The organism is Methylophilus sp. 13 (assembly GCF_015354335.1).
GTDB lineage: Bacteria > Pseudomonadota > Gammaproteobacteria > Burkholderiales > Methylophilaceae > Methylophilus > Methylophilus glucosoxydans.
On the sequence record NZ_JADKYR010000001.1, the window covers coordinates 244,067 to 270,460 of the forward strand.

General features: G+C 50.1%; 22 protein-coding genes. 19 read left to right on the plus strand and 3 right to left on the minus strand.

Features of this window, described 5'->3' with window-relative positions; all coding sequences use genetic code 11:
- Positions 1 to 197 precede the first annotated feature (197 nt).
- From INP77_RS01175 to INP77_RS01225, 11 genes are all read left to right on the plus strand, one after another.
- Positions 198 to 1,307: an aminomethyltransferase family protein gene (locus tag INP77_RS01175; protein ID WP_194746881.1), complete on the plus strand. Its 1,110-nt coding sequence runs from the start codon at positions 198 to 200 to the stop codon at positions 1,305 to 1,307.
- Positions 1,308 to 1,626: 319 nt separating this feature from the next.
- Positions 1,627 to 2,418, plus strand: a complete 792-nt coding sequence (locus tag INP77_RS01180; RefSeq protein ID WP_228518631.1) for a ZIP family metal transporter — start codon at positions 1,627 to 1,629, stop codon at positions 2,416 to 2,418.
- Positions 2,415 to 3,395, plus strand: coding sequence for a GTP-binding protein (locus tag INP77_RS01185; protein ID WP_194746882.1), 981 nt, complete (start codon positions 2,415 to 2,417; stop codon positions 3,393 to 3,395). Before INP77_RS01180 ends, INP77_RS01185 begins: the two co-directional genes overlap by 4 nt.
- Complete coding sequence (gene zigA / locus INP77_RS01190; RefSeq protein ID WP_194746883.1) at positions 3,383 to 4,645, plus strand: zinc metallochaperone GTPase ZigA; 1,263 nt, start codon at positions 3,383 to 3,385, stop codon at positions 4,643 to 4,645. Before INP77_RS01185 ends, zigA begins: the two co-directional genes overlap by 13 nt.
- 1 nt (position 4,646) lies before the next feature.
- Complete coding sequence (locus INP77_RS01195; protein ID WP_194746884.1) at positions 4,647 to 5,351, plus strand: DUF1826 domain-containing protein; 705 nt, start codon at positions 4,647 to 4,649, stop codon at positions 5,349 to 5,351.
- A gap of 101 nt (positions 5,352 to 5,452) precedes the next feature.
- Positions 5,453 to 5,797, plus strand: coding sequence for a hypothetical protein (locus INP77_RS01200; RefSeq protein ID WP_194746885.1), 345 nt, complete (start codon positions 5,453 to 5,455; stop codon positions 5,795 to 5,797).
- A gap of 64 nt (positions 5,798 to 5,861) precedes the next feature.
- Positions 5,862 to 7,976: a TonB-dependent receptor gene (locus INP77_RS01205; RefSeq protein WP_194746886.1), complete on the plus strand. Its 2,115-nt coding sequence runs from the start codon at positions 5,862 to 5,864 to the stop codon at positions 7,974 to 7,976.
- Positions 7,977 to 8,296: 320 nt separating this feature from the next.
- The gene (locus tag INP77_RS01210; protein WP_228518632.1) at positions 8,297 to 10,354 is read left to right on the plus strand and encodes a TonB-dependent receptor; all 2,058 of its coding nucleotides are present in this window, start codon (positions 8,297 to 8,299) and stop codon (positions 10,352 to 10,354) included.
- Positions 10,351 to 11,061: an ABC transporter ATP-binding protein gene (locus INP77_RS01215; protein ID WP_194746887.1), complete on the plus strand. Its 711-nt coding sequence runs from the start codon at positions 10,351 to 10,353 to the stop codon at positions 11,059 to 11,061. Before INP77_RS01210 ends, INP77_RS01215 begins: the two co-directional genes overlap by 4 nt.
- Positions 11,058 to 12,464, plus strand: a complete 1,407-nt coding sequence (locus tag INP77_RS01220) for a DUF3526 domain-containing protein (protein WP_194746888.1) — start codon at positions 11,058 to 11,060, stop codon at positions 12,462 to 12,464. The genes INP77_RS01215 and INP77_RS01220 overlap by 4 nt, the downstream gene beginning before the upstream one ends.
- Positions 12,465 to 12,499: 35 nt before the next feature.
- On the plus strand, positions 12,500 to 13,756 hold the full coding sequence (locus tag INP77_RS01225; protein WP_228518633.1) for a DUF3526 domain-containing protein: 1,257 nt from the start codon (positions 12,500 to 12,502) through the stop codon (positions 13,754 to 13,756).
- On the opposite strand, the gene INP77_RS01230 is transcribed toward INP77_RS01225, so the two are convergent.
- Positions 13,753 to 14,808, minus strand: a complete 1,056-nt coding sequence (locus tag INP77_RS01230) for a M14 family metallopeptidase (RefSeq protein ID WP_228518634.1) — start codon at positions 14,806 to 14,808, stop codon at positions 13,753 to 13,755. The two genes, INP77_RS01225 and INP77_RS01230, sit on opposite strands and share 4 nt — an antisense overlap.
- A gap of 242 nt (positions 14,809 to 15,050) precedes the next feature.
- Between INP77_RS01230 and INP77_RS01235 the strand changes: the two genes are divergently transcribed.
- A complete protein-coding gene (locus tag INP77_RS01235) occupies positions 15,051 to 15,362 on the plus strand; it encodes a hypothetical protein (RefSeq protein WP_194746890.1) in 312 nt (103 codons plus the stop codon).
- Positions 15,363 to 15,542: 180 nt separating this feature from the next.
- Complete coding sequence (locus INP77_RS01240; protein ID WP_194746891.1) at positions 15,543 to 16,244, plus strand: OmpW family protein; 702 nt, start codon at positions 15,543 to 15,545, stop codon at positions 16,242 to 16,244.
- A 118-nt stretch (positions 16,245 to 16,362) separates the two neighbouring features.
- Here the strand turns inward: INP77_RS01240 and INP77_RS01245 are convergent, their stop codons facing one another.
- Positions 16,363 to 17,193, minus strand: a complete 831-nt coding sequence (locus INP77_RS01245; RefSeq protein WP_194746892.1) for an SAM-dependent methyltransferase — start codon at positions 17,191 to 17,193, stop codon at positions 16,363 to 16,365.
- 276 nt (positions 17,194 to 17,469) lie between these two features.
- Between INP77_RS01245 and INP77_RS01250 the strand changes: the two genes are divergently transcribed.
- Positions 17,470 to 18,552, plus strand: a complete 1,083-nt coding sequence (locus tag INP77_RS01250) for a YdiY family protein (protein ID WP_228518635.1) — start codon at positions 17,470 to 17,472, stop codon at positions 18,550 to 18,552.
- Between the two features lie 162 nt (positions 18,553 to 18,714).
- Complete coding sequence (ylqF, locus tag INP77_RS01255; protein WP_194746893.1) at positions 18,715 to 19,650, plus strand: ribosome biogenesis GTPase YlqF; 936 nt, start codon at positions 18,715 to 18,717, stop codon at positions 19,648 to 19,650.
- 31 nt (positions 19,651 to 19,681) lie between these two features.
- Here ylqF and INP77_RS01260 read toward each other — a convergent pair whose 3' ends face one another.
- Positions 19,682 to 20,869 carry a GGDEF domain-containing protein gene (locus INP77_RS01260; RefSeq protein ID WP_228518704.1) on the minus strand — a complete coding sequence of 396 codons (1,188 nt, stop codon included), beginning with the start codon at positions 20,867 to 20,869 and terminating at the stop codon, positions 19,682 to 19,684.
- A 225-nt stretch (positions 20,870 to 21,094) separates the two neighbouring features.
- Here INP77_RS01260 and INP77_RS01265 point away from each other — a divergent pair, with 225 nt between their 5' ends.
- The 4 genes from INP77_RS01265 (at position 21,095) to INP77_RS01280 (ending at position 26,389) form a co-directional block, all read left to right on the plus strand.
- Positions 21,095 to 23,122 carry a UvrD-helicase domain-containing protein gene (locus tag INP77_RS01265; RefSeq protein WP_194746894.1) on the plus strand — a complete coding sequence of 676 codons (2,028 nt, stop codon included), beginning with the start codon at positions 21,095 to 21,097 and terminating at the stop codon, positions 23,120 to 23,122.
- Positions 23,123 to 23,200: 78 nt separating this feature from the next.
- Complete coding sequence (gene gmd / locus INP77_RS01270) at positions 23,201 to 24,289, plus strand: GDP-mannose 4,6-dehydratase (protein WP_194746895.1); 1,089 nt, start codon at positions 23,201 to 23,203, stop codon at positions 24,287 to 24,289.
- 7 nt (positions 24,290 to 24,296) lie between these two features.
- Positions 24,297 to 25,217 (plus strand): GDP-L-fucose synthase, encoded by a 921-nt coding sequence (locus tag INP77_RS01275; protein ID WP_194746896.1) that lies wholly within the window; start codon positions 24,297 to 24,299, stop codon positions 25,215 to 25,217.
- Positions 25,217 to 26,389, plus strand: coding sequence for a DegT/DnrJ/EryC1/StrS aminotransferase family protein (locus INP77_RS01280; protein WP_194746897.1), 1,173 nt, complete (start codon positions 25,217 to 25,219; stop codon positions 26,387 to 26,389). Before INP77_RS01275 ends, INP77_RS01280 begins: the two co-directional genes overlap by 1 nt.
- Positions 26,390 to 26,394: the final 5 nt, after the last annotated feature.

A 26,394-nucleotide genomic window follows, 5' to 3' on the forward strand; every position in this document is an offset into this window, starting at 1 on the left:
AACGCGTGGCCTAACCAAGGGTGAGCAAGTTTGATTGCTCACCCTTTTTTAATCCTTGCTCTGGGTGAGCTCAACTTTTTGAAGGTGTCACTTGAAGACAACTTTACTTCTTAAGTAGTACATCCTAAAGAGAGTGTTGAACAAATCTTTATTTTTATAGTATTCCGAATCATCAATTTAATGGGAGAAAAGTCATCATGTCTAGAAACTCAATACTCAATATTCGACACCGGGAATTAGGGTCAAATTTAGATGGCGACACATGGAACAATATGCCTATTCCTTGGAGCTATCACACTAATGTCCATGATGAAGTTGTCGCAGTGAGGAGTCGTGCCGGCTTATACGACGTGTCTGGCTTAAACATCATCAATGTGGATGGTCCAGATGCAGAAAAGGTCCTGGATATGCTGGTGGCTAAGGACATCACCAAACTCGAACCCGGCCACAGTGTCCTGGCTGCAGAAACGGATGAATCCGGTGCCATTTGTGATGACATCATGATTATCAGAGACAGTGCAAACAGCTTTCGGCTCTCCCACGGCTCAGGCAAAACACCGGAAAACTTAAAAATGCTTGCGGCTGGCAAAGACGTGACCATCGCGCCCGATCTTGATGCGCATATTTTATCTTTACAAGGCCCTCAGTCCTTAGCGATATTAGCGCCGCATGTCATCGACTTTGACCTGGCAAGCTTGGATTATTTTCAGCACAAGCCCACCAGCCTATTTGGTAAAAATGTTGTCATTGCTCGTGGTGGTTATTCAGGAGAGCGTGGATACGAAGTCTATTGTAAAGGGCAAGATGCCATTGAGCTATGGGATAAGATTTTAGAGGTTGGCAAGCCTTTTGGCGCGATCCCAGCTTCTTGGAACTCGCTAGAGTTGACGCGCATTGAAGCAGCGCTCTTGTTTTTTCCATTCGAAATGCCTGAAGGTGATACCACACCATGGGAGATCAACATGGGCTGGGGGGTGGACCTTGACAAAAAGGGAGACTACATCGGCAAAGCGGCTGTATTGGCGTCTAAAGGCAGAGAGCGGGTAAAACAAGCCGGTTTAATCTGCAAATCACCCACGAGTGTTGAGGCTGGCGCAAAAATAGTCAAAGATGGGGTAGAGATCGGTGTCGTCACCAGCGCCTCCTTTAGCAATTATTTAATGCAGTCTTTAGCCATGGTGCATTTAAAGCCAGAATACACAGCGATTGGAACGGCTGTTGAAGTGGTGTGCAGCCATCAAAAAGTGTCCGCCTATGTGGCCCCTACCCCCTTTTATGATCCTATGAGACGACGGACGCACGCCTGATGATGATAGCGCGTGCGATATCAGGCTGGCGATGTTGCATGCGCATCTAACGATGCTGCAATACAAGAATGTAAATGACTGTGTGCGGTGGAGACGCTTTCTACAGCAATAACTACCCTTTTAGCGCTACCTCATTGATGACATGCTAATTTCAAGGAGTGACGGCTAATGATGATTAGCTAGTAAAAATCCACTCTACGTAAATAACAGGTGCCTGTAAGTGGGATGCCTGCTTTTTTTACACGCAAAATTGCAACATTGTTGCAATTAAATCCCTCACCCTTTAAAATGCAACAAAATTGCATTTTAAAGTTCAAGCATGTTATTCCCCAGTTTAATGCTGGCTTGTACCGCCGGTGGTGTGGTTTCGGTACTGATCGCTGGCTGGTTATCTAATACCCTGTTCGCCAATCATGCGCGACGCATGGTGGCATTTGCCGTGGGTGTATTGCTCGGGTTTGCTTTTACTGATTTATTACCGGAAGCCTTAAATCAAGGCATCAACCTGACCAACGCAGGCTGGATGCTGGTAGCCGGGATGTTGTTATTTTTCATTCTGGAGAAGCTGGCTCTATGGCGGCATTTCCATCATGCGGACGCTGCACCTGTTGCTACTCAATCGGTAGAACATCAGTCCGGCGGCCAAGTGGCCATTATTCTAATCGGCGATGGCATCCATAATTTTGTCGATGGCATTTTGCTGGCGGCCAGTTTTTTAACTGATATCAAGCTGGGCTGGGTGACGGCATTTGCGATAGTCGCGCATGAGATCCCGCAAGAGATTTCAGATTTTATGGTGTTGATCAATGCTGGCTTGAGTAAACGCCGTGCGCTCCTGCTTAATATGCTTTCGGGTTCAGCCATGATTGTCGGTGGTTTGGTTGGCTGGTTGAGTTTTACGCATATTGCCCCGCTGATTCCGTACGCCTTGTTACTGGCCGCCGCCAGTTTTATCTACATCGCCCTGGCAGACTTAGTGCCAACGCTGCAAACGCAATACCGCCCACAGGATTTACTGGTGCAATGCCTGTTGATTGCTTGTGGTCTCGGCGTGGCCTGGATTTCACCGTTTATTCAGCAACAGATCATTACACTTTGGGAAACCGCATGACGCAAGCCACACCCAGAATACCCGTCACGATTTTGACCGGCTTTTTAGGCGCAGGTAAAACCACCCTGCTTAACCGCATTCTGCAAGAGCAACACAGCCAGCGCATTGCCGTGATTGAAAATGAGTTTGGCGAGACCGGCATAGACGGCGAGCTGTTGATTCAGGGTGACGAGCAAATCGTAGAAATGAATAACGGTTGCATATGCTGCACCGTGCGTGGCGACCTGGTGCGTATTCTGGGCGATCTGGCGCAAAAACGTGCAGCGCAGGAAATTAGCTTTGACCGCGTGATGATCGAAACCACGGGCCTGGCCGATCCGGCACCCGTCGCACAAACTTTTTTTGTCGAAGATGACGTCTATGCCAGCTATCACCTGGATGCGATTATCACGGTGGTGGATGCGGTGCATGCCATGCAGCAACTGGATGCGCACCATGAGGCGCAAGAGCAGGTCGGGTTTGCTGACCGTATTCTGTTGTCAAAAACGGATCTGGTCACGCCAGAAGCAGTGAGCGCGCTCTCGGCAAGGCTGCATAACATCAACTCCCGGGCCACCATTCACAGCGTGCACTTTGGCCAAACCGACCTCAGGCAGATTCTGGATATTGATGGTTTTTCACTGGATGCCATCCTGGAAATCGAACCAGACTTTTTGCGTGATGTGAGTCATGCGCATGATGACGACGTCACCTCGTTTGTGTTTAGCAGCGAGCGGCCATTTGACCTGCAAAAACTGGAAATCTTTCTCGAAACCATCATCCATGATTACGGCCCGCAGCTACTGCGTTACAAAGGCATTGTGCATGCCTACAACGATCCACAACGGATTGTTTTTCAAGGTGTACACATGCTCATGAGTGGTGACCATACCACGCAATGGCAGCCTGATGAGCGCAAAGTGTCTACGCTGGTATTCATCGGTACCGACCTCCCTCAAGAATTTTTTATGCAAGGACTCAATTTATGTCTGGTTTAAGCGCGTCTCACTTCAAAAAACTCCCTGTCACCGTACTCTCCGGCTTTTTGGGCGCGGGTAAAACCACGCTGTTGAATCATGTACTCAATAACCGCGAAGGCAAGCGTGTCGCGGTGATCGTCAACGACATGTCTGAAGTCAATATCGATGCCCAGCTGGTACGCGACGGCGGCGCTGAGCTGTCACGTCAGGAAGAAAAACTGGTGGAAATGAGCAATGGCTGCATCTGCTGCACCTTGCGAGAAGACCTGCTGGTGGAGATCACCCGCCTGGCCAAGGAAAACCGCTTTGATTACCTGCTGATTGAAACCACCGGTATATCGGAGCCCTTGCCAATTGCCGAAACCTTCACCTTTGCCGATGAGGAAGGCGTTTCTCTAGCGGACGTGGCGCAACTCGATACCATGGTCACGGTGGTGGATGGCTACAACTTTCTCAAGGACTATAGCTCGCAAGAAAGCCTGACCGACAGAGGAGAGTCGCTGGGTGAAGAAGATGAACGCACCGTGGTTGACCTGCTGGTAGACCAGATTGAGTTTTGCGATGTGCTGGTGTTGAACAAAACCGACCTGATGACGCTGGAGGAAATTGCACGGCTGGAAGGCATTCTCAAAACACTTAACCCGCGTGCACACATCCTGCACAGCAGCTTTGGCAAGGTGCCGTTAGACCGCATCATGCATACTGGCCTGTTCGACTTTGACCAGGCTGCTGAAGCACCAGGCTGGCTCCAAGAGCTACGCGGCGAGCATGTGCCAGAAACCGAGGAATATGGCATCTCAAGCTTTGTTTACCGTTCACGCACGCCGTTTCATCCACAACGCTTGTGGCAGTGGCTCAATAGCGAATGGCCAGGCGTGATCCGCTCTAAAGGCCGCTACTGGATCGCCTCGCGTCCCGAGTTTTGTGCCATGTGGTCGCAAGCGGGTGCGGTGACGCGCACCGAACTGGCGGGCATCTGGTGGGCGGCAACGCCGGCCAAGTATTGGCCGCAGGATGTAGACAGTCTGCAACATATCCGTTCACGCATGCAAGCGCCTTATGGTGATCGTCAACAAGAGTTGGTCATTATTGGCATGGAGATGGATAAAGCGGCGCTAACGGCAAAATTTGATGCCTGCCTGCTGACAGAAAGCGAGCTGGCATTGGGCATGGAGGCCTGGCGCAAGTTTGACGACCCATTCCCCCACTGGGCGGTAGAAGAAACCGTTGAAACCAACGACGATATGCAGATATTGGAAAGTGTCTAGCATGTTGTCGGTTGCCAGCTCCCCTCAAACTGCTTCACTTGCACCTGCGCTGACACCAGCAAGCGAGCCGTTGACCTTTAACCCACTGCAAATGCTGCCGATCTTTGAGCCCGAGCAGCAAGTCTGTCTCGTACGCCGGGAGGCGCAAACTGCAATCAGCGACTACCTGCAGCTGGCAGCGCGCAGCTTGGCGCCTGGACTGCGCAACGTGATTTCATTGCAGCCCGCACTTGCGCCACAGTTGCGTGCTTTGCCGTTGCCTGCACAGCCGGGCCGCGAAGCGTTTATTCAAGAGCTGGCACAATTGGTGACGGTGTTTGCCGAGCTGCTGGATTGCCAGACCGTGGGCCTGCGACTGGAAGTATTGCAAAAAGCCATGTGCCCGCAATTTCATGTTGACCATACCGGAATTCGGCTGCTGTGTACCTACATGGGGCCAGGCACCGAATGGCTGGAGGAAGCATTTGCCGACCGCAGTTATTTAAAGCACCGCAGTCACTTAAACCCGCCTGGACTCAACAACCAACAGCGTGCAGGCGTGGTACTCGATGCGCGTGGCATCAGACAGGCAGACGCCTTTGATATCGTATTGCTCAAAGGTAGTCAGTGGCAAGGGAACACCGTAGGCGGCGCCATTCATCGTTCGCCTGTGGTGCCAGAGGGGCAGACACGCGTCGTACTCGCGCTGGATGCCATCAGGGATTAACGCGCTGTGATGAAAATAACTTGCCCGATTCATGAGTGTGTCATCAGAACATGGCTAGATAGCGGACGCGCTCATCGCAGGTTTTTTAATCGCCAGACTGCATGCTAAATCACTACATACGGACCCGACTCAATCAATGGCTGCTAGGCGCCCTGCTGGCAGTCTTGCTGTTTTTTGTATTTGCGCAGCAGCATGCGATTGCGCACGCCATCTCTCACCTGTCTGAAGAGATTAATCACACCCTCAAGCATGATAAAACCAGCCAGGACAATCTGTGTGAAGAATGCCTGTGCCTGGACAATCTCCCTGACACGCTACTGCCAGGGCGTCTGCTACTGCTACATGCACCAGACCTCGTCACATCAGCCCAAACCAGCCATACCGTTTTACATACCAAACCGTCCTATCGCCGCTACGCTGCGCGCGCACCACCTCTTTTCGTTTGAGCCCTGATAACCCCAACACAACCAGACGAAAAAGGCCTCAGCGTGAGGCCAAGAGGACAACTTTATGAAGATCAAACGCATCATTTCTGTAGCGGTGGGCGGCCTGTTTGCCAGCTACCCTGCAATCTCAGTACTGGCAGAACCGGTGGATGAAAGCGCACTCGAGCTCGATAGCGTGCAAGTGACTGCAGAACGGTTCAGCAAAATCCGTAATAGCCTGTCACCCGCCACGGGCGGCAGCATATATCGCTTTGACCAGAAAGATATCAGCAATATTCCAGGCGGTGAAAACAACAGCTTTAACCAGATTTTGTTACGCGCCCCTGGCGTCGCTAATGACTCTTATGGACAACTGCATATCCGTGGCGATCACGGCAATATCCAATACCGGATTAACGGCGTCATTCTGCCGGAGGGCATCAATGGTTTTGGTCAGATTCTGGATACGCGCTTTGCCGATAAAATCAATCTGCTCACCGGCGCTTTGCCTGCGCAGTATGGCTACAGAACGGCCGGGGTGATTGAGATTGAGACCAAGAAAAATTTTAAACCGGGCGGCAATGTTGGCTTTTATGGTGGCACCAGCGACACCGTCAACCCCAGTATTCAAATGCACAATTCCACGGGTGACTTCAGTTACTATGTCACGGGTTCTTATCTCTCCAATAATCGCGGCATCGAAAATACCACCGATAGCTACAACCCGATTCATGATAATACCCAGCAAACCAAAGGCTTCGCCTACATGTCGTATTTGCTGAATCCGGAAACGCAAATTGTGGCGATGCTGGGCTCCTACTATGGTAATTTTCAAATCCCCAATAACCCGGCGCAGGCAGCCAACAGCGACTATCTCTCGGCCTTGGGTTTGTCTGACTATAACTCCTCCAGCCTGAGAGATCACCAGAACGAGCGTAACCAGTACGGCATACTGGCCGTGCAGAGCTCCATTGGCGCTGATTTCGATTACCAGGTTTCACTGTTCACACGCTATACCAGCACCACTTATACGCCGGATATCACGGGGGGCTTGGCCTTTAATGGCGTGGCCTCGCGCGTGTTTAGAGACAGCATGAGCAATGGCTTGCAAGCCGATGGCAGCTATCACTGGGGCGATAGCCACACCATCCGCATGGGGATGTTTACCAGCACCGAAGATATCACCAGTAACAATACCGCCAATGTGTTCCTGACCTCGGGCGGCTCGACGACCAACACCCAGGCCACCATTGTTGATAACAATCACAAAAACGGTAACACCTTGCTGGCGCTTTACTTGCAGGACGAATGGAAAATCAACAACAGCCTGGTGATGAACTATGGCGTGCGTGCCGACAAAATGAATGCCTATGTCAGCGGCGGCCAACTCAGCCCACGCCTGGGCCTGGTATGGAATGCCACGCCTGAAACCACCTTCCATGCGGCCTACTCAAGATACTTTACACCGCCTCCGACGGAGTTGGTGGGCACTAAAACACTGGCGTTATTCAACAATACCACCAATGCTGCGTCCAGTGACCTCAATGGCGCAGTCAAACCCGAGCGCTCACATTATTTTGACGTCGGCGTCAGTCACCAGTTAACGCCCAAACTCACCGTGGGCTTCGACAGCTACTACAAAATTGTCCAGGACCTGATTGATGAGGGTCGCTTTGGTGAAGCTTTGGTCTACACGCCTTTTAACTATGACAAAGGCAGAATTTATGGCTTTGAATTAACGGCAAGTTATAAAGACGAAGCCTTCTCTGCCTATGCCAACCTCTCACGCTCCATGAGCCTGGCAAAGAAAGTCGTCTCTGCACAATATAACTTTGAGCAAGATGAGCTGGACTATACCGCCAATCATTGGGTGCATACCGACCATGACCAGCGCTACACCGCGTCCGCCGGCGTCGGTTATTTATGGCAAGGCTATCAACTCAGCGCCGATGCGTTCTTTGGCAGCGGCCTGCGCCGTGGCTTCGCCAATACCGAACATATGCCCGCCTACACGCAGGTTAACCTGGGGGCCAGCACCATGATCAACGCAGGCACCCTCGGCAAGCTGGAAACCAGGCTGGCCATCATCAACCTGTTTGATAAAAAGTATGAATTACGGGATGGCTCGGGCATTGGCATTGATGCGCCACAATTTGGGCCACGCAGAGGGGTGTTTATTGGTCTGAATAAATACTTTTAATCTGCTGCAACGCTAATCATGTGATGGACCAAGGATCTCTGATAATCGGTTAATCGGCGGTCCATTCCCCGATTGAAGGATCAAAAAAGTGACAGTCCATCACAACAAGCGCACACAACGAGGCTGCTGTGTGTTTTTTCTACACCAGACATTGTTTTTTTAAGGAGAAGTCGCATAGATCACTTTACAATCATTCTTATTTAACAGCTTTAGCCCAATAAAAATAAAACATATTGCCTCAGCCACCGTGTGAGATGAGGCACAAAGAGAACACACTGAACCAGATTGATGAATACGCAGACTTACAGGGAAGATAAATCATGATGTACCCAAAAACGATTGCCAGCCTGCTGGCAGTCATGCTGTTCCCGGCGGTAACGGTTTATGCTGAAGACTCGGTAGAACTGGACCCCTCCAAACAAAGCAGTAAAGCCAAGAAAAATGAAGCACCGGTCAGCAGTGTCGAGCTGGATAGCGTCGTGGTGCTTGGCAAAAAAGAGCAAGTCTCAGCCACTGATAAAGGCCTGGCAGGCTCGGTAGATGTCATTACGCGTCAAGAACTCGAGTACGAACACGTCACCGATACCCTGGAATTGTTTAGCAAAACACCAGGCGTGGTGCTGTCTCGCTTTAGTCAGGGCATTGTCAATACCGAAGTGTCTATCCGCGGTTTTAGTGGCAATGGCGAAACACCGAATGCCAAAGTGCTGGTGGATGGCATTCCGTCCAATTTGTTCTCAGGTCTCAGTGAGCTGGATTACCTGTTCCCCACCAACATTCAGAGTGCCCAGGTATTTAAAGGCACCAGCGACGCTTCGACCGGCCTGTTTGCCACCGCAGGCAACTACAAGGTAGAAACCCGCAAAGACGTCGGCAAGCAATTGCAATTTGGTTATGGCAGCTTTCAAACCCGCGAAATGCAAGGCTACTATGGTGAAAAACAAGGCGATTTCACCCAAAACTATGCGATTGGTTATCGCAAAGGCAATGGCTTCCGCGCCCATACCGAAAATGAAAAAATTGCCTTATCTGGCCGTTGGCAGCTGGATTTCGAGCAGTCCAGCCTGGCATTGAGCGCCAAGTATGGCAAATACAATTCGCCTGAAGCACCGGGTTTTATGTCTAAAGAACAAGCGCGTGATGACCGCAGAGGCGTGGCTCCCAATGCACTCAACGATAGCGGTGAAAAAGAATTCAAGCATTTAAGCCTGCATTACGATTACTTTTTTAATAACGACCTTGATTTAAGCCTGAAAGCTTATTGGCAGAACTTTGGTCGTGAACGCAATGTACGTTTTTTTGGATCACCAGGCCTGGAACATCGCTTGGAAGACGAGACCTCGATTGGCTTTGTGAGCAAGTTAAACTGGAAAATCAATCCCAGCTGGGCTTTTGAAACCGGCTACGATATTGAACGCCAGCATGTCGATGAATTCCGTCAACGGTTGACCACTATCCGGCGCAATGCCCAATACGACTTCACCGCACAAGGCATTTACGCCAAATTTGAAAACACGCCGCTGGACTGGCTACGCTGGAACCTGGCCTATCGGGTGGATTATTTGAACAGCGACCCTAGAAACCAGTTTGTGATTAATGGGAATACGCTCAGGACACGCATGCTGGATAACCAGACCATCGTACAACCCAAATTCAACTTGTTTGCCAACCTGAATGCGCAGCAAACTTTATTTGTAAATGCCGGGCGCAGTTTTCAAACACCCACTGGCGTTAACCTTAATCTTTATAGTACCAATGGCCCGACCAACGTAAAGGTTGCGATCAACGATGGCTGGGAATTAGGAATCAAGAGCCAGTGGCATCCTGATTTGAATACGCGTCTTTCTTATTGGCAACAAAAAGCTGAAAACGAATTTATTAATATTGACAACATTAACCAACTCATCGGTACCACCCGCAGGCAAGGGATAGATGCCAGTTTTGACTATGCGTTAGACGAGCAATGGCACTTTTGGGGCAATGTGTCACGGGTAGAGGCCATTATCGTGAAACCGGATGCATTACATCCGCAATTCAAGGATAACTCGGTCCGCAGCATCCCCTCTTACACCGCCTCGCTGGGCTTGCAATATGCGCCCAATGCAAACTGGATTGCACGTGTTCACGTGGATAGCCAAGGCGACTACTACGTCAATGAGAGTAATCAGGGCGGAAAATACGGCGGCTATACGCTGACCAATGCCAATATTGACTATAAAACCAGCTGGGGACGCGTCAGCTTGTTAGCCAATAATATTTTTGATCGCTACTATGAGTATGTGTATGACTTTTCATCCACAGGTGCGACCAACCAGCTTAACTTCGCCCCCGGTACTGGCCGTAACTTTATGCTCACAGCAACAGTGGATTTTTTATGACTGCATTGCTATCGATTCAACAGCTAAGCCTGGGGTTTTCCAAGCGGAAAATTCTAAATCAGCTTGAGCTCAACTTACAGGCAGGTGAAGTCGTCTCTGTGCTTGGCAGCAATGGCGCCGGTAAATCAACGCTGCTGAAAAGTATTTTAGGCTTACATGACACGGCCGAACAAACAGGCAATATCCTGATTGCCGGTATTAATATCTCGCAGGACCGCCAGCGGGCGCTATCGCACCTTGCCTATGTGCCGGAGCAACCTGCCGTGTATGGACATCTCTCTGCGATAGCAAATATCCGTTACTTTTTAAGCCTGGCCGATATAGGTGAAGAAAAGGATATTAACAGCTGCCTGACCATGGCCGGCTTGCCGGAAACAGCCTGGCACCGGCCTTGCAGCGAATACTCCAAAGGCATGAAGCAAAAGGTGATGCTGGCGTTTGCACTTGCCAAACAGGCCACACTGCTGTTGCTCGATGAGCCTAATTCAGGGCTGGATCCACAGGCTACCGAAGACTTAAACCAGCTGATTGTGCAATGCAAAGAAAGTGGCATGGGCGTGCTGGTGGTCACGCATGATGTGTTGTCCGCCATTGGTTTTTCTGACCGCTTGCTGATGCTGACCAATGGGCAGTTGCAACCGGCAATGCTGGACCAGTCAGCACTGACACTGGATAGCCTGAAAAAACTGTATCAGGGGCAGGCATGAGCGCATTGATCTGGAAAATCGCCTGCAATGAATGGCGCAGGTTATGGCATGCGCGGGTTCCGGCATTGTTAATGATAGTGCTGGTGACATTATGGGGCATTGCCGCCCTTGCCGCCCATCACCACTGGCAAGATCATGCACAGACGGTAGCTAAGGTGACAGCGCGCAGCCAGCATGACTGGCAATCGCAACCCGACCGTCATCCACACCGGGTCTCGCATTTTGGCGATTTCGTCGCCAAGCCGGTCCATCCGCTCAGTGTGATCGAACCCGGCATTCTCGACCAGTCTGGCCATCTGGTGTATCTGGAAGCACATCGCCTGAACAGCGCCAACTTCAACCCGGCGACTGAAGCCACTACGCTGGGCCGCTTTTCATTAATTACACCAGCCATGATCGTGCAATGGTGGATGCCACTGTTTTTGATCATGATTGCCTATGCCACCGTCACTGCCGATAAAATCACCGGCATCCTGGCTTTCATGCGCGGCAATGGCACCCCAGGCTGGGCGATTGCCGCCGGAAAGTGGCTGGCACTGTTTTTACCGCTGCTGCTTCTTTTGTGCCTGCAAGCACTGTTGACGCTGGCATGGAGCTGGCACAGTGATCAGTTATTGGCCAGGCTGGCGCTCATGTTGCTGGCGCAAGCGCTTTACATTGCCGGCTGGTGTCTCTTGGTCGTCACCGTGTCCTGGTACAGCCGGCAACTGCATAGTGCCTTGCTGACTTTATTGCTGTGCTGGGTCTGTATCTGCATTATTTTCCCGCGCGGGCTGGCAAATCTGGCCCAGATCGCCTATCCAACACAGCCTCGCGCAGAGGCTGAATACCATGCGGAAAGGAAGCTGCAAAGCATAGGCGACAGCCATAACCCTGACGATCCGCATTTTGCCGCATTTAAACAAAGTATTATCGACCAGTATCATGTCAGCAGCGTTGAATACCTGCCTGTCAACTACAATGGCCTGCTGATGCAGGAAGGCGAGCGCCTGACCACGGCCGTCTACCGCGAACAACAGGCATTGCATGACGCACAGCTGGCAAAACAGAATGAAAGTATCCGGCACTGGTTATGGCTGACACCGGCATTGGCGCTGCAATATGTACAGATGGCGGCTAGCGGCAATGACCTGCCGCACCACCAGGCGTTTATCCGGCAGTCGGAAGCCCGGCGGTATCAATTAATCCAATATCTGAACCAGATCCACACTTACAAAGTGGACCAGCATGACGATAAGAACACGCGTGTTTCTGCCGACTTTTGGAAGAACGCGCCCCGTCCCCCGGTGAATCTGCCACCGATGGCAGTCAGCCACGCCAGTCTGACAGCTGCCTTTCTGGTGTTGATTGGCTGGCTGTTATTGCCTGGCTCCTTGCTTGTTAGGGTTTCGCACCGACTATGAAACATGAATTCACTCTGCTGCTCAAGCAACGCAGCATGACCCTATTGCTTTTGCTCAGCCTGGTACTGGTTAGTTTTAGCTTGTTAAACGGCTGGCAAAATATCCGTCATATCCAGTCCCAGATCCAGCATGCGCAACAGGAAGAGACCCTGCGCAAGCAGGACTTTATCCAGCACAACAGTCATGACGGGGCACTTGAGGCAGGAGAGGTGGGCTATTACCTGTTCCACAACGTCTATTACCGCCCTGGCGAATGGAGCTTTATTGCCCTGGGCAACCGGCTGGTGGTGCCGTACGTGCAACGGATACGTTTACTCGGCTTGCAAAGCCAGCTTTATGATGGTGAGTCGCATCACCCTGAATATGTGATGCTGGGTACCTTTGACTATGCTTTTTTGCTGGTATTTTTTGCGCCCTTGCTCTGTATCGCCCTGATGCATGACCTGAAAGCCAGCGAGCAACAGGCACAACGTTTACTGTTTTTGCAAAGCCTGGTAAAAGAACCAGGTCATTTCTGGTTTAAACGGGTGTTATCCCGCTGGGTGCTTGTCACGCTTGTCTTCGTACTCCCGTTATTACTGTTTGCCGGGATGCACTCGCTTTCTTTGTCACCCCTGTTACAGGTTTTGACAATTACAGCCTTATATACGTTTTTATGGTCTGCATTGTGTAGTGCTGTCAGCCTGCGCAAACGAGCGCTCAACGCCAACTTCAATGCCATGTTGCTGAGCAGCATTTGGGTCATGTTATGCGTGGTCTTACCGAATCTTTGCCAGCTATGGCTGCACGCCCGTTATCCCTTGCAAGACGGTAGCCAGCTTGCCATGCAGCATCGGCAATTGGTACATGGCGCCTGGGATTTACCAAAAGAGGATACGCTGAAACCCTTCTATGCCTTGTATCCGCAATGGAAAGATACTCCGCCCGTCACAGGCCGCTTTCACTGGAAGTGGTACTTTGCCTTTCAACATATGGGCGATGTCCACTTGCAAGCACAAGTGGCTGCTCGGACACGAACCTTACAAATGAGGGCGGATGCCGCAACAAAGATGGGGCGGTGGTTACCCACGGTCTGGGCGCAAACACAACTGGAAGCGGTCGCATGCAGCGATATTAGCCATTTGCTAGTACACAGACAGCAGATAGAGAAGTTTCACACCCGCCTGCGTGAAGCCATCTACCCTTTTTTGTTTGAGGAGCGGGCACTACATCGCAAAGAGATTGAATCCATGCCAGTCTTTGACGCAAACGAGCCGTGCGCGCAAGGTGCGCATCCTGATGGCAACAGCTAAGGGGCCTTCACCACACCGATAGATAATGTGACTTCGCCCGCGCGTATCGGTGGCGTGGCGTTTTGAATCAGGATGCGCCCGCTCACAGGCGCACGCAAAGTTTCAATCTTCTCGCCAAAATAATCCGTCACTTCACCTACGACCTGCCCTGCTGTCACCCAATCGCCTATGCTGGATTTGGCCGTAAACAAGCCGGTTTGCTGGCTGCGTACCTCGACCATTTTGCTGTAATAATGAATTGGCGAGGCTACCTTTGTCGTGTGTTGCGTGCTGACATCTATCGTTTCAGGCGCATCTATCATGCCCAAGCCACTCATGGCCTGTGCACAAGCTTGTGTGATCATGGCCACAAAAGCGGCATCGCGCTGTGCAAACTGGCCGACTTCCAGCGTCAATGCAGGCTTACCCCTGGTCTGTGCCGTATTCGGATATGAGATGGAATGATCAGGATCATTGGGCCTGCCGTCATAGAGCACAATATCTGGCAATCCTAAAAGATCAGCAAAATGCTGTGTTCTGGCATCAAGCGCTGGCACGTGCAACACCGGGGAATACACATGTGGCCATAAATGCTGGTTGGCACTGCCAGAATGGATGTCAATCAGGTAATCCGTTTTGCTGATGACTTGCGCCGTTAAAAAATCGGCGATCTGCTCAGTCAGTGTGCCCTGTGCGCTACCAGGAAACACCCGGTTCAGGTTTTTCTCATCGACCGGACTCAGTGCAATGCGACGTGCATGAAAACCTTCAAGATTCGCCAGATGAATCAGAATCAGGGTCCCTTTCAAGTGTTCAGGCTGTATCTGCTTGCGCAACTGCTGCAAGGCCAGTATCGAAGGAAATTCATCGCCATGGATACCTGCTGTCAGGGTCAATACCGGTCCTGAAGTTTGCCCATGAATCACCGTCACCGGAATTGCCGTTGACGACACGGCCATCATCCACGAAGAGACCGTGCCTGACGCAATCTGCTTGCCCGCCAAATCAAAGGCCTCCCTTGCATGCAAACTTCCCCAAGACAACAACAGCATGCAAAGCCAGCAGAAACGCATTTTTTCCTCCTCAATGATATGCAACATTGTTGCGGAATAAGGTGTATATGTAAAGCGTTAAACCAGCAGTGCGCTCGCCAACGGCGATGATTGAGCGAGCCATCGAATGGCTAAACGGATGAACTAAAGAAACTAATCGCGTACATGCCTTACTAAAAGATTGATGCACATGATTTAAACGCCTATGATCTGCTTTTTAATTCATGGCTTGTTGTTATACCGCTTTTTTAATGGAGTCCCGCATGCGTATACTGACCCTCACCGCTCTTTTGATCTTGACCTTCAGCGAACCAGTTTTTGCGCGCAATATCAGCGTCGAACAATCTGAAGCCGCCAGTGCCCGCGATGCCGTAGGCGACGCCATGAGCAAACTCAGCGATATCGAGCAAAAAATTCAACGCCAGCAAGCCGTGCTGACGCAAGCACAAGAAACGCTTAAACAATATCAGGCGGAAAAAGCCCAGATTGAAAAAGACCTCGATGCCAAAAAAGCCATCTTTGAACAAAAGTCCAAAGCACTGGATGAAGCCTGGAAACAACGCAACGACTACTGATCCAACAATCCAGCCACCCAAAACCAGTCTGAGGACTGGTTTTTTTATCACTCCATGCGTGCGCTTTGCTTTTTGCACGGCGTTTTAGGCAAATCCAATCCAGTTGACCTGCATCAATATACGGCCTGACTTGCTGACCTACAATGCATTCAAGTTCAATGCACTAATGGAGTGATCACAATGAAAAAAACCGCAATCAGTTTAATGTTGGCTGCTTTATTGCCAGCCCTCAATGTTCAGGCAGAACAAGGCGACTGGGTTATCCGCCTGCGCGCCACCAATATCAGCCCGAACGAAAGTAGCGATCTGGGCAAATATGTAAACAAAAATATTGCGGCAGGCGCGATGTCTAGCGGTGCAGAATTAAAAGCGGACAGCAATACTATTCCTGAGCTGGACATTAGCTACTACTGGACCAAAAACATTGCGACAGAACTGATTCTGGCGCTGGGCTCCAAGCACGATGTCAGCATCACCAAAGACTCAGGCACTACCGTCACCAATCAATTACTGGGTAGCATTGATGCTTTACCGCCAACCTTAACCGCACAATGGCACTTTAACCCCGACCAAACCTTTGACCCCTATGTCGGCGCCGGGATTAACGCAACCTTTATGCTGGACCGCCGCCTCGACCTGCGTCAAGGCCCATTAGCAGGTCAAAAAATCAAAATTGACCGTGACAGCTTTGGTCCTGCCTTGCAGGCTGGTCTGGATGTTAACCTTAAGGATGGCTGGCTGCTGAACGCGGATGTGAAATACATCTGGATGAATACCACCGTAAAAATGCAAAACCCGCTCAATGGCAACGCCTGGACAAAAATTGATGACCTGGATATCGATCCATGGGTGATCAGCCTGGGTTTCGGCAAGCGCTTCTAGTTAGGCGCATAACGTCTCTTCCCTGGGGCAAAGCATTAGCTCCATTCACCTCTGATACTCTCCCAGTGTCAGAGGTTTTTTTATCTGCGCCTGACTGAGCGTAGCCTAAAAACAAATGCTAAAAGTGAAACCTTGGCGCAAGGCCAGACAAATGTAACTGCTCCAGCAATTGCAAGCCGCGCTCACGCGCGCTGCGTTTACGCTGGCCAGTATACTTGGCAATGATCAGTTCATTTTTCATAGAATGCTCCCAGCCTACCAGCTCGGTCACGGTCACCTGATAGCCATGCGCTTCCAGCGCAAGGCAGCGCAGCACATTGGTCACCTGGCTGCCAAACTCACGCGTATGGATAGGATGACGCCACAACTCACTTAAAAAAGTTTTTGATAAGGCCTCAGCTTTATGTTGCCGTAGCGCTTCAGCCACCTCCGCCTGACAACAAGGCACCAATACCATAAACTGTGCCTGCTTTTGCAAGCCAAACGCAATCGCATCATCGGTGGCGGTGTTGCAGGCATGCAAGGCCGTCACAATATCAACCTGTTCTGGCAGTTGCGCGGACTGCATGGCTTCTGCCACTGTCAAATGCTCAAACTGCATGCGGCTAAAGTCGCATGCTTGCGCCAGTTGGCGCGACTTTTCAATCAATTCACCGCGGCTCTCAATGCCAATCACTTGGCCTGCCTGATGTTGTTTCAGCAACAAGTCATACAAAATAAAGCCCAGGTAAGATTTACCGGCGCCGTGATCAACCAAGACGGGCGAAGGCTGTTTTTCCATCACCGCCTGCATCAGCGGTTCGATAAAATTGACCAGATGATAGACCTGCTTAAGTTTGCGGCGGCTATCCTGATTGAGCTTACCGTCGCGGGTCAGGATATGTAAGGCCTGCAATAAAGGTACAGACTGGCCAGGCCTGACCTCGGGGGGCAATAATGTTTGGACCATGTTGCGGACTACTTTAAAATGCTAATACGTCAGTTTAACAGCACAATTGTTTGACGGCACGTGAGTTTAATTGCATGAGATGAACGGCATGTGCCTAAGTGCGTCTGCTAAAGTCTTTGAGTCCGATTTTAGCGGGAACTCTCAGGCTGGTTTTGCAATCATGTAAGAGACAGGGTGGTCAGTTTTATAAAAAACACCCGCCTTTGCAGCGCAACCGCTGCGTTCAATCCGCTGCCACGCAGCGCTGTTGTTCAATCGAATCAGGGAGTAGTACCTATGCCGCAACAATCCATGCTTCAGGCACGCCGATATCTATCCTACACCGCGCCATCACAACCGTGGCGATGGTTGCAATGGGCCTTTTTACTGCTCCTGCTAACGACACATCTGGCGCAGGCAGATACGGTATGGCTCAAAAACGGGGACAAAATCACCGGGACGCTAGGCGTCAAAATCTCAAACAAGCTCACCTTTAAAACCAGCTATGCAGACGAGATTAAAATCAACTGGGATGACATCCACAGCATTGATGCGGAAAAGTCTATCCTGATGCAGCTATCAGATGGCAGTATCGTTACCGGACGTTTGATACACAGTACTGAGGGTCAGGTCATTCTGGATGAGGAAACGAATACACGGCTGGTGGATACTGAACTCGGCGAAATTCATTACATCAATCCGACCCTGGATCTGATTGGCGAAGGCTATGTCTGGACCGGGAATATGAGCCTGGGTGGTGCTTTTAACAACGGTAACAGTAAAAACCGCAACATGCAGTTTAATGGCGAGTCGATTTTGCGCGGCTTTGATACGCGCTATACCGTACAGGGCTACTACTATTGGGCTGCAGATAAAGATCGCCAGACTCAGAATAATGGGCGAGTCCGTGGTCAGTACGATCACTTTTTTACCAAAAAATGGTACGGCTACTTGAACACGATTCAGGAAAAAGACCGCTTCCGCGACATTCGCTTGCGTAGCACCTACAGTGTGGGTACGGGTTACCAGTTTTTTGAAAGCGAAAAACGCAATCTTTCACTGGAAGGTGGTCTGTCATACATCACCCAGGATTATTACGAGGAAAGTAACGAGAATCATGCGGCCTTGCGTTGGGCGGTCAACTATAACCAATACCTGTTTGATTCATTTGTGCAAGCATTCCACCGGCATGAAGTCACTTACACGCCGAACTCGCCGTCACAAATCCTGCTTTACAGCTCTACCGGCTTGCGTTTTCCGTTTATTTTCGGCTTGAGTGCCTCTACACAAGTCGACTATAACTATGACAGCCGCCCTGTCGATGAACGGCGTAAAGGCGATACGCGCGCGCTGTTTACGCTGGGTTACAGCTGGAAGTAATCGCTAAAAAGACAATCGTATTTAGTGGCTGGCCGCTTAAATGTTAAAATACGCGCTTGATGGTGAGGTGCGCAGCTGATAACGGCATAGAGCTTCCTCACACAACCGGGTACGGCAAAGACATTGAACCCGTATTTTTTGAGTTAAGCATGGAGCAAAAATATGGCGATACAATGGTTTCCGGGGCACATGACTTCTGCCCGCAAAAAAGCAGAAGAGACACTGGAACACATTGATGTCGTCATTGAAGTACTGGACGCCCGCGTACCCGCCGCCAGCCACAACCCCATGATTGAGGAAATGCGTAATTTCCGCCAGCGCCCTAACCTCAAAATCCTAAACAAAGCCGATCTGGCTGATCCGAATGTGACGCAAGCCTGGTTGAATTACTTTAACAGCCAGCCCAATACCAAAGCGGTTGCCCTCTCCTGCAAAAAGCCCGGTGATGCAAAAAAAATCCCAAGTCTATGCCGCCAACTGGCCCCGCATCGCGGCACGCCGCTGAAACCCTTGCGCATGATGATCATGGGGATTCCCAACGTCGGCAAATCCACCTTGATGAATGCCCTGCTCAACCGGCGTGCAGCCAAGGTCGGCGATGAACCGGCCGTGACCAAAAGCCAGCAACGTTTCGAACTGAGCGACAGCCTCAACATCACGGATACGCCGGGCATGATGTGGCCCAAAATCGAACACGCCTCAGATGGGTATATGCTAGCCGCCAGCCATGCGATTGGCCGCAATGCAGTGATTGATGAGGATGTGGCTGAGTTTTTGGGCAATGTGTTGTTGAAGCAATATCCAGCGCTCATGAATACACGCTACAAGCTGGACGTGATGAAGGTGAATGTGGCTGAAATAGATGGCATCGACTTATTGCAAGCCATTGCCAAACGCAGAAGCTACAAACGCAATGATGGAGAGTGGGATATGGAGCGCACAGCGATGGCCTTGCTCACAGACTATCGAAGTGGCGCCATTGGCCGCGTCAGCTTGGAGTCCCCGCAAAGCCGAGCCGAAATGCTGGCACAAGCGGCTGAGCAACAAAGTAGTCCGGTTCAGGAAGAAATACCCGCCTCTGAATCAGACCAAGCGTAAAGTCTACGTCAACGGCAGGAGCGCTCTGAAGTTAGGCAATCACGCTGGCATGCCGTTTCGCAGGTTTACCTTTCACTGGGGACTTATCAAGCAACTGCTCTATATTGCTCACAATACGGTTGCGGCCGTTTTGCTTGGCACGGTAGAGATTTTGGTCAGCCGCTGCAAACAAGGCATCAATCACATAGCCCATGGTTTCTGAACTCACTGCCCCCACACTGACCGTACATTTAATCGCCTGTGTCTCACGACTCATGCTCTCCACGCCGGCAATGCTCACGGGCGTCACCTCAATAATCCGGCGGATGCGCTCTGCCAGCACCATTGCCTCCTGCTCACCGGTGTTGGGCATCAGGATGCAGAACTCCTCGCCACCATAGCGCCCGATGACATCGCCGCCACGCAAGGCGGCACGTATGGTCTCGGCGCAAGACTTAAGCACCACATCGCCCACCAGGTGACCATACACATCATTCACCTTTTTAAAGTAATCCAGGTCGACAATCAGCATGCCCATGGGGAGCTGAATGCGTTGCGAAACCGCCTGCATGCGACTGGCGGCTTCTTGCAGGCCACGCCGATTCAGCACCCCGGTCAGGCCATCCAGCGTCGCAATCGCCTGCAAACCGGCTTGAGCCTTGACATGCATGACCAACAACAGCAAGCTCACCACCGCCGTGATGACCAGCATGAAAAAGGACACCAGATAAGCATGGATACTCCAGTCGCCAAAACCATCGAGACTCGCCTGATCCGCCAGGCCAACCTTGACTGCGACAATGGCCAGGATCAAGCCAACCATGGCAAACAGGCTACAACACAGCCAAAAGATATTGGCGACAAAATCTTTTCCATGTCCCACTAAACTGCGGCTGCCGTAGGCAAATATCCAGAGCAAAACGGCTAAATTACTCAGTAGCAGCCAGCGATTGGAAATATGCATGTTCAACATCACGGCATTGCAGGCCAGCAAGGTGGTAATCACGAGCAAGGTCCAATAGCGGTAAACGCGGTAGCCCCTGAACATACGTATCCCATTAACGAGCTGACTCAAGCCTTGTGCCACCAGAGTCACCGCCGCCGCAATATAGATACTTTGTGGTCCGATGATGAGGCTAGTTTGAGAAAAGAAATACACGGCCAGTCCACAGGCAAAAATGAGCAAGCCCCGCACCCAACCCATGATCAGGCGGCGCTGCTGATAGGCCCCAGAAATCATCAAGACCAGAACCAGCGTTAGGGTGAGTCCAATTGATGATAGAATGGCGCTATTGAGATCAAACACAGGGACGGACAAAGTTAGTTAACCTGAAGAAACATCATACTATGGTTACAGGACTATACCCATATAAATGAAAGGGTTGAATAGTCCATCTAGGCTAATAATTGTCTGCTTTCCCATTATTCTCCACTTTGTACTGAAACACGTTTTATCAATCCGCTCATGCAGCATCTGTTAAATCCTCCCCAGCGTGAAGCGATTCACTATCTTGACGGCCCATTGCTGGTACTGGCAGGCGCTGGCAGTGGTAAAACTCGCGTCATTACCCAGAAAATTGCCTACCTGATCAACCAGGCGGGTTACCAGGGTCATCAAATCGCGGCGATCACCTTTACCAACAAGGCCGCGCGTGAGATGCAGGAACGCGTGACCCCCTTGCTGGAAGGCAAAAGTGGCAAGGGACTTACCGTCACCACTTTTCACTCCCTAGGCTTGCAGATTTTGCGCCAGGAAGCGGCGCTGCTCGGCTATAAACCGCAATTCTCCATTCTGGACGCCTCGGACAGCTTTAAAATCCTCAGTGATATTTTAGCCACCACCGACAAGCAACTGTTGCGCAAAACACAATGGCAAATCTCCAGTTGGAAGAATGACTTTATCAGTCCGGATCAGGCCAAATCACAAGCCGATGAAGAGCTCACCCATGCCGCAGCCCGGGTGTACCAGCTTTATCAGCAAACCCTGCGCGCGTATCAGGCGGTAGACTTTGATGACCTGATCAAGGTGCCGGTGGAGCTGTTTGATCAGCACAGTGAAATGCTGGAAAAATGGCAACGCAAGTTGCACTACCTGCTCGTGGATGAATATCAGGATACCAATGCTTGCCAGTACAAACTGATTAAACAGCTAACCGGCCTGAGAGCACAATTCACCGCCGTAGGCGACGATGACCAGGCGATTTATGGCTGGCGTGGTGCCGACGTGGAGAACTTGCGTCAGTTGACCACAGACTTTTCCAAACTCAAGGTGATCAAGCTCGAACAAAACTACCGCTCTACCGTGCGGATTTTGCGCGCGGCCAACCACGTCATTGCCAACAACCCCAAACTGTTTGAGAAAAAACTGTGGAGCGAACTCGGCACCGGCGACCTGATCCACGTCACGGCGACGCAAAGTGAAGAGCACGAAGCAGAAACCGTGGTGATGAAGCTGCAAGCGCACAAATTCGAGCATCGCACGACTTACAAAGACTACGCCATTCTCTACCGCAGCAACCACCAGGCGCGGATTATTGAGCAATTTCTGCGTAACCACAAAATCCCCTACACAATTTCGGGGGGCCAATCATTTTTTGACAAGGCTGAGATCAAAGACATCATCAGCTATCTGCGCCTGATCATGAACGAAGATGATGATCCTGCCTTTATCCGTGCCGCCACCACGCCGAAAAAAGGCATAGGCAACACCACGCTGGAGCGATTGGGCGAATACGCCAGCGCACACAAGATGTCATTGTTTGCCGCCGCCTTTGAAGGTGGCTTTCAGCATGAGGTCGGCGCCAAACAGCTCGATGACCTGCTAACCTTCTGCCGCTTTATCCAAACACTGCAAGGCCGTGCTGTCAAAGACCCTGCTAACGAAGTGCTCAGCGATTTACTCACCGCCATCCAGTATGAAAGCTATCTGTACGACGGTGAAGAAGCCAGATCTGCCGAGACGCGCTGGGGCAATGTACAAGAATTCGTCGCCTGGCTCAGCAAAAAAGGCGAAGCCTCGACCGAGTTCGGCCATGAATCGGACGGTAAAAACCTCATCGAACTGACACAACTGGTTTCGCTCATCACCATGCTAGAAGGCCGCGAAGATGGCGAACCAGATGCCGTCAAACTCTCTACCCTGCACGCCTCAAAAGGACTGGAATACGGCCATGTGTTTCTGATCGGCTGTGAAGAAGGCATCCTGCCTCACACCAACTCCATCGACGCCGACCAGATTGAAGAAGAACGCCGACTCATGTATGTAGGCATTACCCGCGCCCAAAAATCACTCAACATCACCTGGTGCAAAAAACGTAAACGCGCCGGAGAAATGCAAGCCTGCGAGCCTAGCCGTTTTATTAGCGAATTGCCTAAAGATGATGTTAAACACTTTGGCAACCCGTTTAATGGGCCAGATCAGGTGCTGAGTAAAGATTATGGCAAGAGTAAGATGGCAAATATTAAGGCGATGCTGGCGAGTAAGCCCCTTTAATGTAGGATATGTGCTCGACCCTTTCCAAGTTGTCACACATGATATAATCCACACACTTTTTAACCGAATCGTCTAAACATGTCTCCCAAAGTTGCATTAATCACTGGCGTTACTGGCCAAGATGGCGCCTATCTGGCAGAACTTCTCCTTAATAAAGGTTACATTGTTCACGGCATTAAAAGACGATCATCGTTGTTTAATACGGCACGCGTAGATCATCTTTTTCATGATACACATTCACAAGGAAAACCCTTTTACTTACATCACGGGGACATGACAGACTCCTCAAGCCTCACGCATATCATCCAGAAAGTACAACCTGATGAGATTTATAATTTAGCAGCTCAGAGTCATGTCGCCGTTTCATTTGAAGAGCCAGAATACACAGCTAACTCTGATGCCTTAGGCGCCTTACGCATTTTGGAAGCAATCCGTATTCTTGGTCTGACGAAGAAAACTAAATATTACCAAGCTTCAACCTCAGAACTCTATGGACTGGTACAAGAAACACCGCAAAAGGAAACGACTCCATTCTATCCACGCAGCCCCTACGCCGTAGCCAAGTTGTATGCCTATTGGATTACTATAAATTACCGTGAGGCCTATGGCATATATGCTTGTAATGGCATTCTGTTCAATCATGAGAGCCCCATACGCGGCGAAACTTTCGTCACGCGTAAGATAACAAGAGCACTAGCGCGCATCAAACTTGGTTTACAGGATTGTCTCTATCTAGGCAATCTAGATGCCAAACGCGACTGGGGTCATGCCAAGGATTATGTGGAGATGCAATGGCTGATGCTACAACAGCAGATAGCCGAAGACTTTGTGATAGCCACTGGCGTGCAATATAGTGTGCGCGATTTTGTCGATGCGGCTGCCGCAGAACTTGGAATAACTATCCATTGGCAAGGTGAGGGCGTAGACGAAAAAGGATATGATCAGAAAGGCAAATGTGTAGTGCAAGTGGATCCACGTTATTTCCGCCCAACCGAAGTTGAAACCCTCCTGGGTGATGCCTCTAAAGCGAGAGAAAAGCTAGGCTGGACTCCTAAAATTCCGTTTGCAGATTTAGTCACAGAAATGGTAAGAGAGGACTTACGCACTGCAGAACGCGATGAGTTAGTTAAAAAACACGGCTACGTGGTGCAAAACTATTTCGATTAAACAAATCATGCGCATTTTACTTACTGGCGGCAGTGGACTAGTTGGCAAAAATCTGATTGATGCCTTTGCTGGTACATCAATCGAATGGTTGGCACCAGCTAGCCAGCAAATGAATCTACTCGATTATGCCCAAACCCGCCAAATGATTGCCGAATTTAAACCAGAGTTAGTCATCCATGCTGCTGGGATGGTGGGCGGTATACAGGCAAATATCCGCGAACCTGTTAGCTTTCTAGTCAATAACTTAGACATGGGCCGAAACCTACTAATGGCCTGCCTGGAAAATGGTGTAAAACAAGTGCTCAATTTGGGAAGTTCCTGTATGTATCCTAGAAACCATCAGGAACCACTAACGGAAGAGAAGATTTTAACCGGGGAGCTGGAGGCGACCAATGAAGGTTACGCATTGGCCAAGATTGTCACGGCGCGTTTGGGAGAGTACATTCAGCGGGAGCATCCCGACTTTAATTACAAGACATTAGTACCCTGCAACTTGTATGGGAAGTATGATAAGTTTGATCCCAAACACTCACACTTAATCCCAGCTATCATCCATAAAATCCACCTAGCCAAACAGCATGGGGAGAAAACCGTTGAGATATGGGGCAACGGCGAGGCAAGACGGGAGTTTATGTATGCTGGCGATTTGGCAAACTTTATAATCTCTGCCGTTGATCGATTTCCTGAATTGCCAGCGGTGATGAATGTCGGCCTCGGCTATGACTATACAATCAATGAATATTATGAAGCAACTGCCGAGGTCATCGGTTTTGAAGGTACCTTCGTACATGACCTAAGTAAACCTGTAGGCATGGCGCGGAAACTGGTCAATGTGGACAAGCAAACGGCCTTGGGCTGGCAACCCAAACACTCACTCAAGCAAGGCATCGCCAGCACTTATCAATTTTATCTGAAGGAACAGCAATAATGTCTTTTAAATACCCTCTCGCCACCACCACCTGGGATGAGAAGGAAATAGCGGCGATGCACCGCGTGATTGATTCTGGGATGTTTACCATGGGTAATCACGTCAAAACATTCGAGGAACAATTTGCCTCATTCACAGGCAGCGAATATGCCATTATGGTCAACTCGGGCTCCTCAGCTAATCTTATTATGATTGCCGCATTGTTTTATAGCCAGAACCCAGCTTACCAGTTGAAACGTGGTGATGAAGTGATCGTGCCAGCAGTATCTTGGAGCACCACGTATTACCCTTTATACCAATACGGACTGAAACTGAAATTTGTCGATATTGACCTGGGTACACTAAATTTTGATCTGGAACAGCTGGAATCGGCGATTACTGAGAATACACGCGCAATTCTGGCAGTGAACCTTTTGGGCAACCCTAATGATTTTAAGCGCATTCAACAAATTACAAAAGATAAAAACATCCTGTTGCTGGAAGACAATTGTGAATCCATGGGAGCGACCTTTGAAGGCAAGCAGGCAGGTACTTTTGGTCTGATGGGTACTTACAGCACCTTCTTCAGCCACCATATCTCCACCATGGAAGGTGGCTTAGTCGTCACCAACGATGAAGAGCTCTACCAGATCATGCTGTCCCTACGAGCGCATGGCTGGACACGTAACTTGCCCAAAAACAACCTTGTATGTGGTGAAAAAAGTGATGAACCCTTTGAAGAATCATTCCGCTTTGTATTACCGGGATACAATCTCAGACCTTTAGAACTATCGGGGGCAATAGGCCTACAGCAGCTGGAAAAACTACCCAGTCTAATTAGCGAGAGAAGAAAAAATGCTGAACTACTCAAATCTAAACTATCAGAACATCCCGACATATTAATTCAGAAAGAAATCGGCGAGAGTAGTTGGTTTGGTTTTAGTCTAGTCATAAAATCCACAAGCAAATTGACGCGTCAAGAATTAATTTCAAAACTTGTTCATGCTGGAATTGAATGTAGGCCAATAGTTACTGGAAACTTTACCAAGAACGAGGTAATTAAATATTTTGATTCAACAGTATCAGGCAGTTTAAAAAATGCAGAGCATATTGACAAAAATGGATTATTTATCGGAAATCATCACTACTCGCTATTGGAAGAAATCCACTTGCTATACGAAACGCTTTCCTAAATAGT

Bases quoted from the DNA above. Each gene is read 5' to 3' on its own strand.
- INP77_RS01175 (WP_194746881.1), top strand. From the start codon at position 198: ATGTCTAGAAACTCAATACTCAATATTCGACACCGGGAATTAGGGTCA.
- INP77_RS01180 (WP_228518631.1), top strand. From the start codon at position 1,627: ATGTTATTCCCCAGTTTAATGCTGGCTTGTACCGCCGGTGGTGTGGTT.
- INP77_RS01185 (WP_194746882.1), top strand. From the start codon at position 2,415: ATGACGCAAGCCACACCCAGAATACCCGTCACGATTTTGACCGGCTTT.
- zigA (WP_194746883.1), top strand. From the start codon at position 3,383: ATGTCTGGTTTAAGCGCGTCTCACTTCAAAAAACTCCCTGTCACCGTA.
- INP77_RS01195 (WP_194746884.1), top strand. From the start codon at position 4,647: ATGTTGTCGGTTGCCAGCTCCCCTCAAACTGCTTCACTTGCACCTGCG.
- INP77_RS01200 (WP_194746885.1), top strand. From the start codon at position 5,453: ATGCTAAATCACTACATACGGACCCGACTCAATCAATGGCTGCTAGGC.
- INP77_RS01205 (WP_194746886.1), top strand. From the start codon at position 5,862: ATGAAGATCAAACGCATCATTTCTGTAGCGGTGGGCGGCCTGTTTGCC.
- INP77_RS01210 (WP_228518632.1), top strand. From the start codon at position 8,297: ATGATGTACCCAAAAACGATTGCCAGCCTGCTGGCAGTCATGCTGTTC.
- INP77_RS01215 (WP_194746887.1), top strand. From the start codon at position 10,351: ATGACTGCATTGCTATCGATTCAACAGCTAAGCCTGGGGTTTTCCAAG.
- INP77_RS01220 (WP_194746888.1), top strand. From the start codon at position 11,058: ATGAGCGCATTGATCTGGAAAATCGCCTGCAATGAATGGCGCAGGTTA.
- INP77_RS01225 (WP_228518633.1), top strand. From the start codon at position 12,500: ATGACCCTATTGCTTTTGCTCAGCCTGGTACTGGTTAGTTTTAGCTTG.
- INP77_RS01230 (WP_228518634.1), bottom strand. From the start codon at position 14,808: ATGCGTTTCTGCTGGCTTTGCATGCTGTTGTTGTCTTGGGGAAGTTTG.
- INP77_RS01235 (WP_194746890.1), top strand. From the start codon at position 15,051: ATGCGTATACTGACCCTCACCGCTCTTTTGATCTTGACCTTCAGCGAA.
- INP77_RS01240 (WP_194746891.1), top strand. From the start codon at position 15,543: ATGAAAAAAACCGCAATCAGTTTAATGTTGGCTGCTTTATTGCCAGCC.
- INP77_RS01245 (WP_194746892.1), bottom strand. From the start codon at position 17,193: ATGGTCCAAACATTATTGCCCCCCGAGGTCAGGCCTGGCCAGTCTGTA.
- INP77_RS01250 (WP_228518635.1), top strand. From the start codon at position 17,470: ATGCCGCAACAATCCATGCTTCAGGCACGCCGATATCTATCCTACACC.
- ylqF (WP_194746893.1), top strand. From the start codon at position 18,715: ATGGCGATACAATGGTTTCCGGGGCACATGACTTCTGCCCGCAAAAAA.
- INP77_RS01260 (WP_228518704.1), bottom strand. From the start codon at position 20,869: ATGATTTCTGGGGCCTATCAGCAGCGCCGCCTGATCATGGGTTGGGTG.
- INP77_RS01265 (WP_194746894.1), top strand. From the start codon at position 21,095: ATGCAGCATCTGTTAAATCCTCCCCAGCGTGAAGCGATTCACTATCTT.
- gmd (WP_194746895.1), top strand. From the start codon at position 23,201: ATGTCTCCCAAAGTTGCATTAATCACTGGCGTTACTGGCCAAGATGGC.
- INP77_RS01275 (WP_194746896.1), top strand. From the start codon at position 24,297: ATGCGCATTTTACTTACTGGCGGCAGTGGACTAGTTGGCAAAAATCTG.
- INP77_RS01280 (WP_194746897.1), top strand. From the start codon at position 25,217: ATGTCTTTTAAATACCCTCTCGCCACCACCACCTGGGATGAGAAGGAA.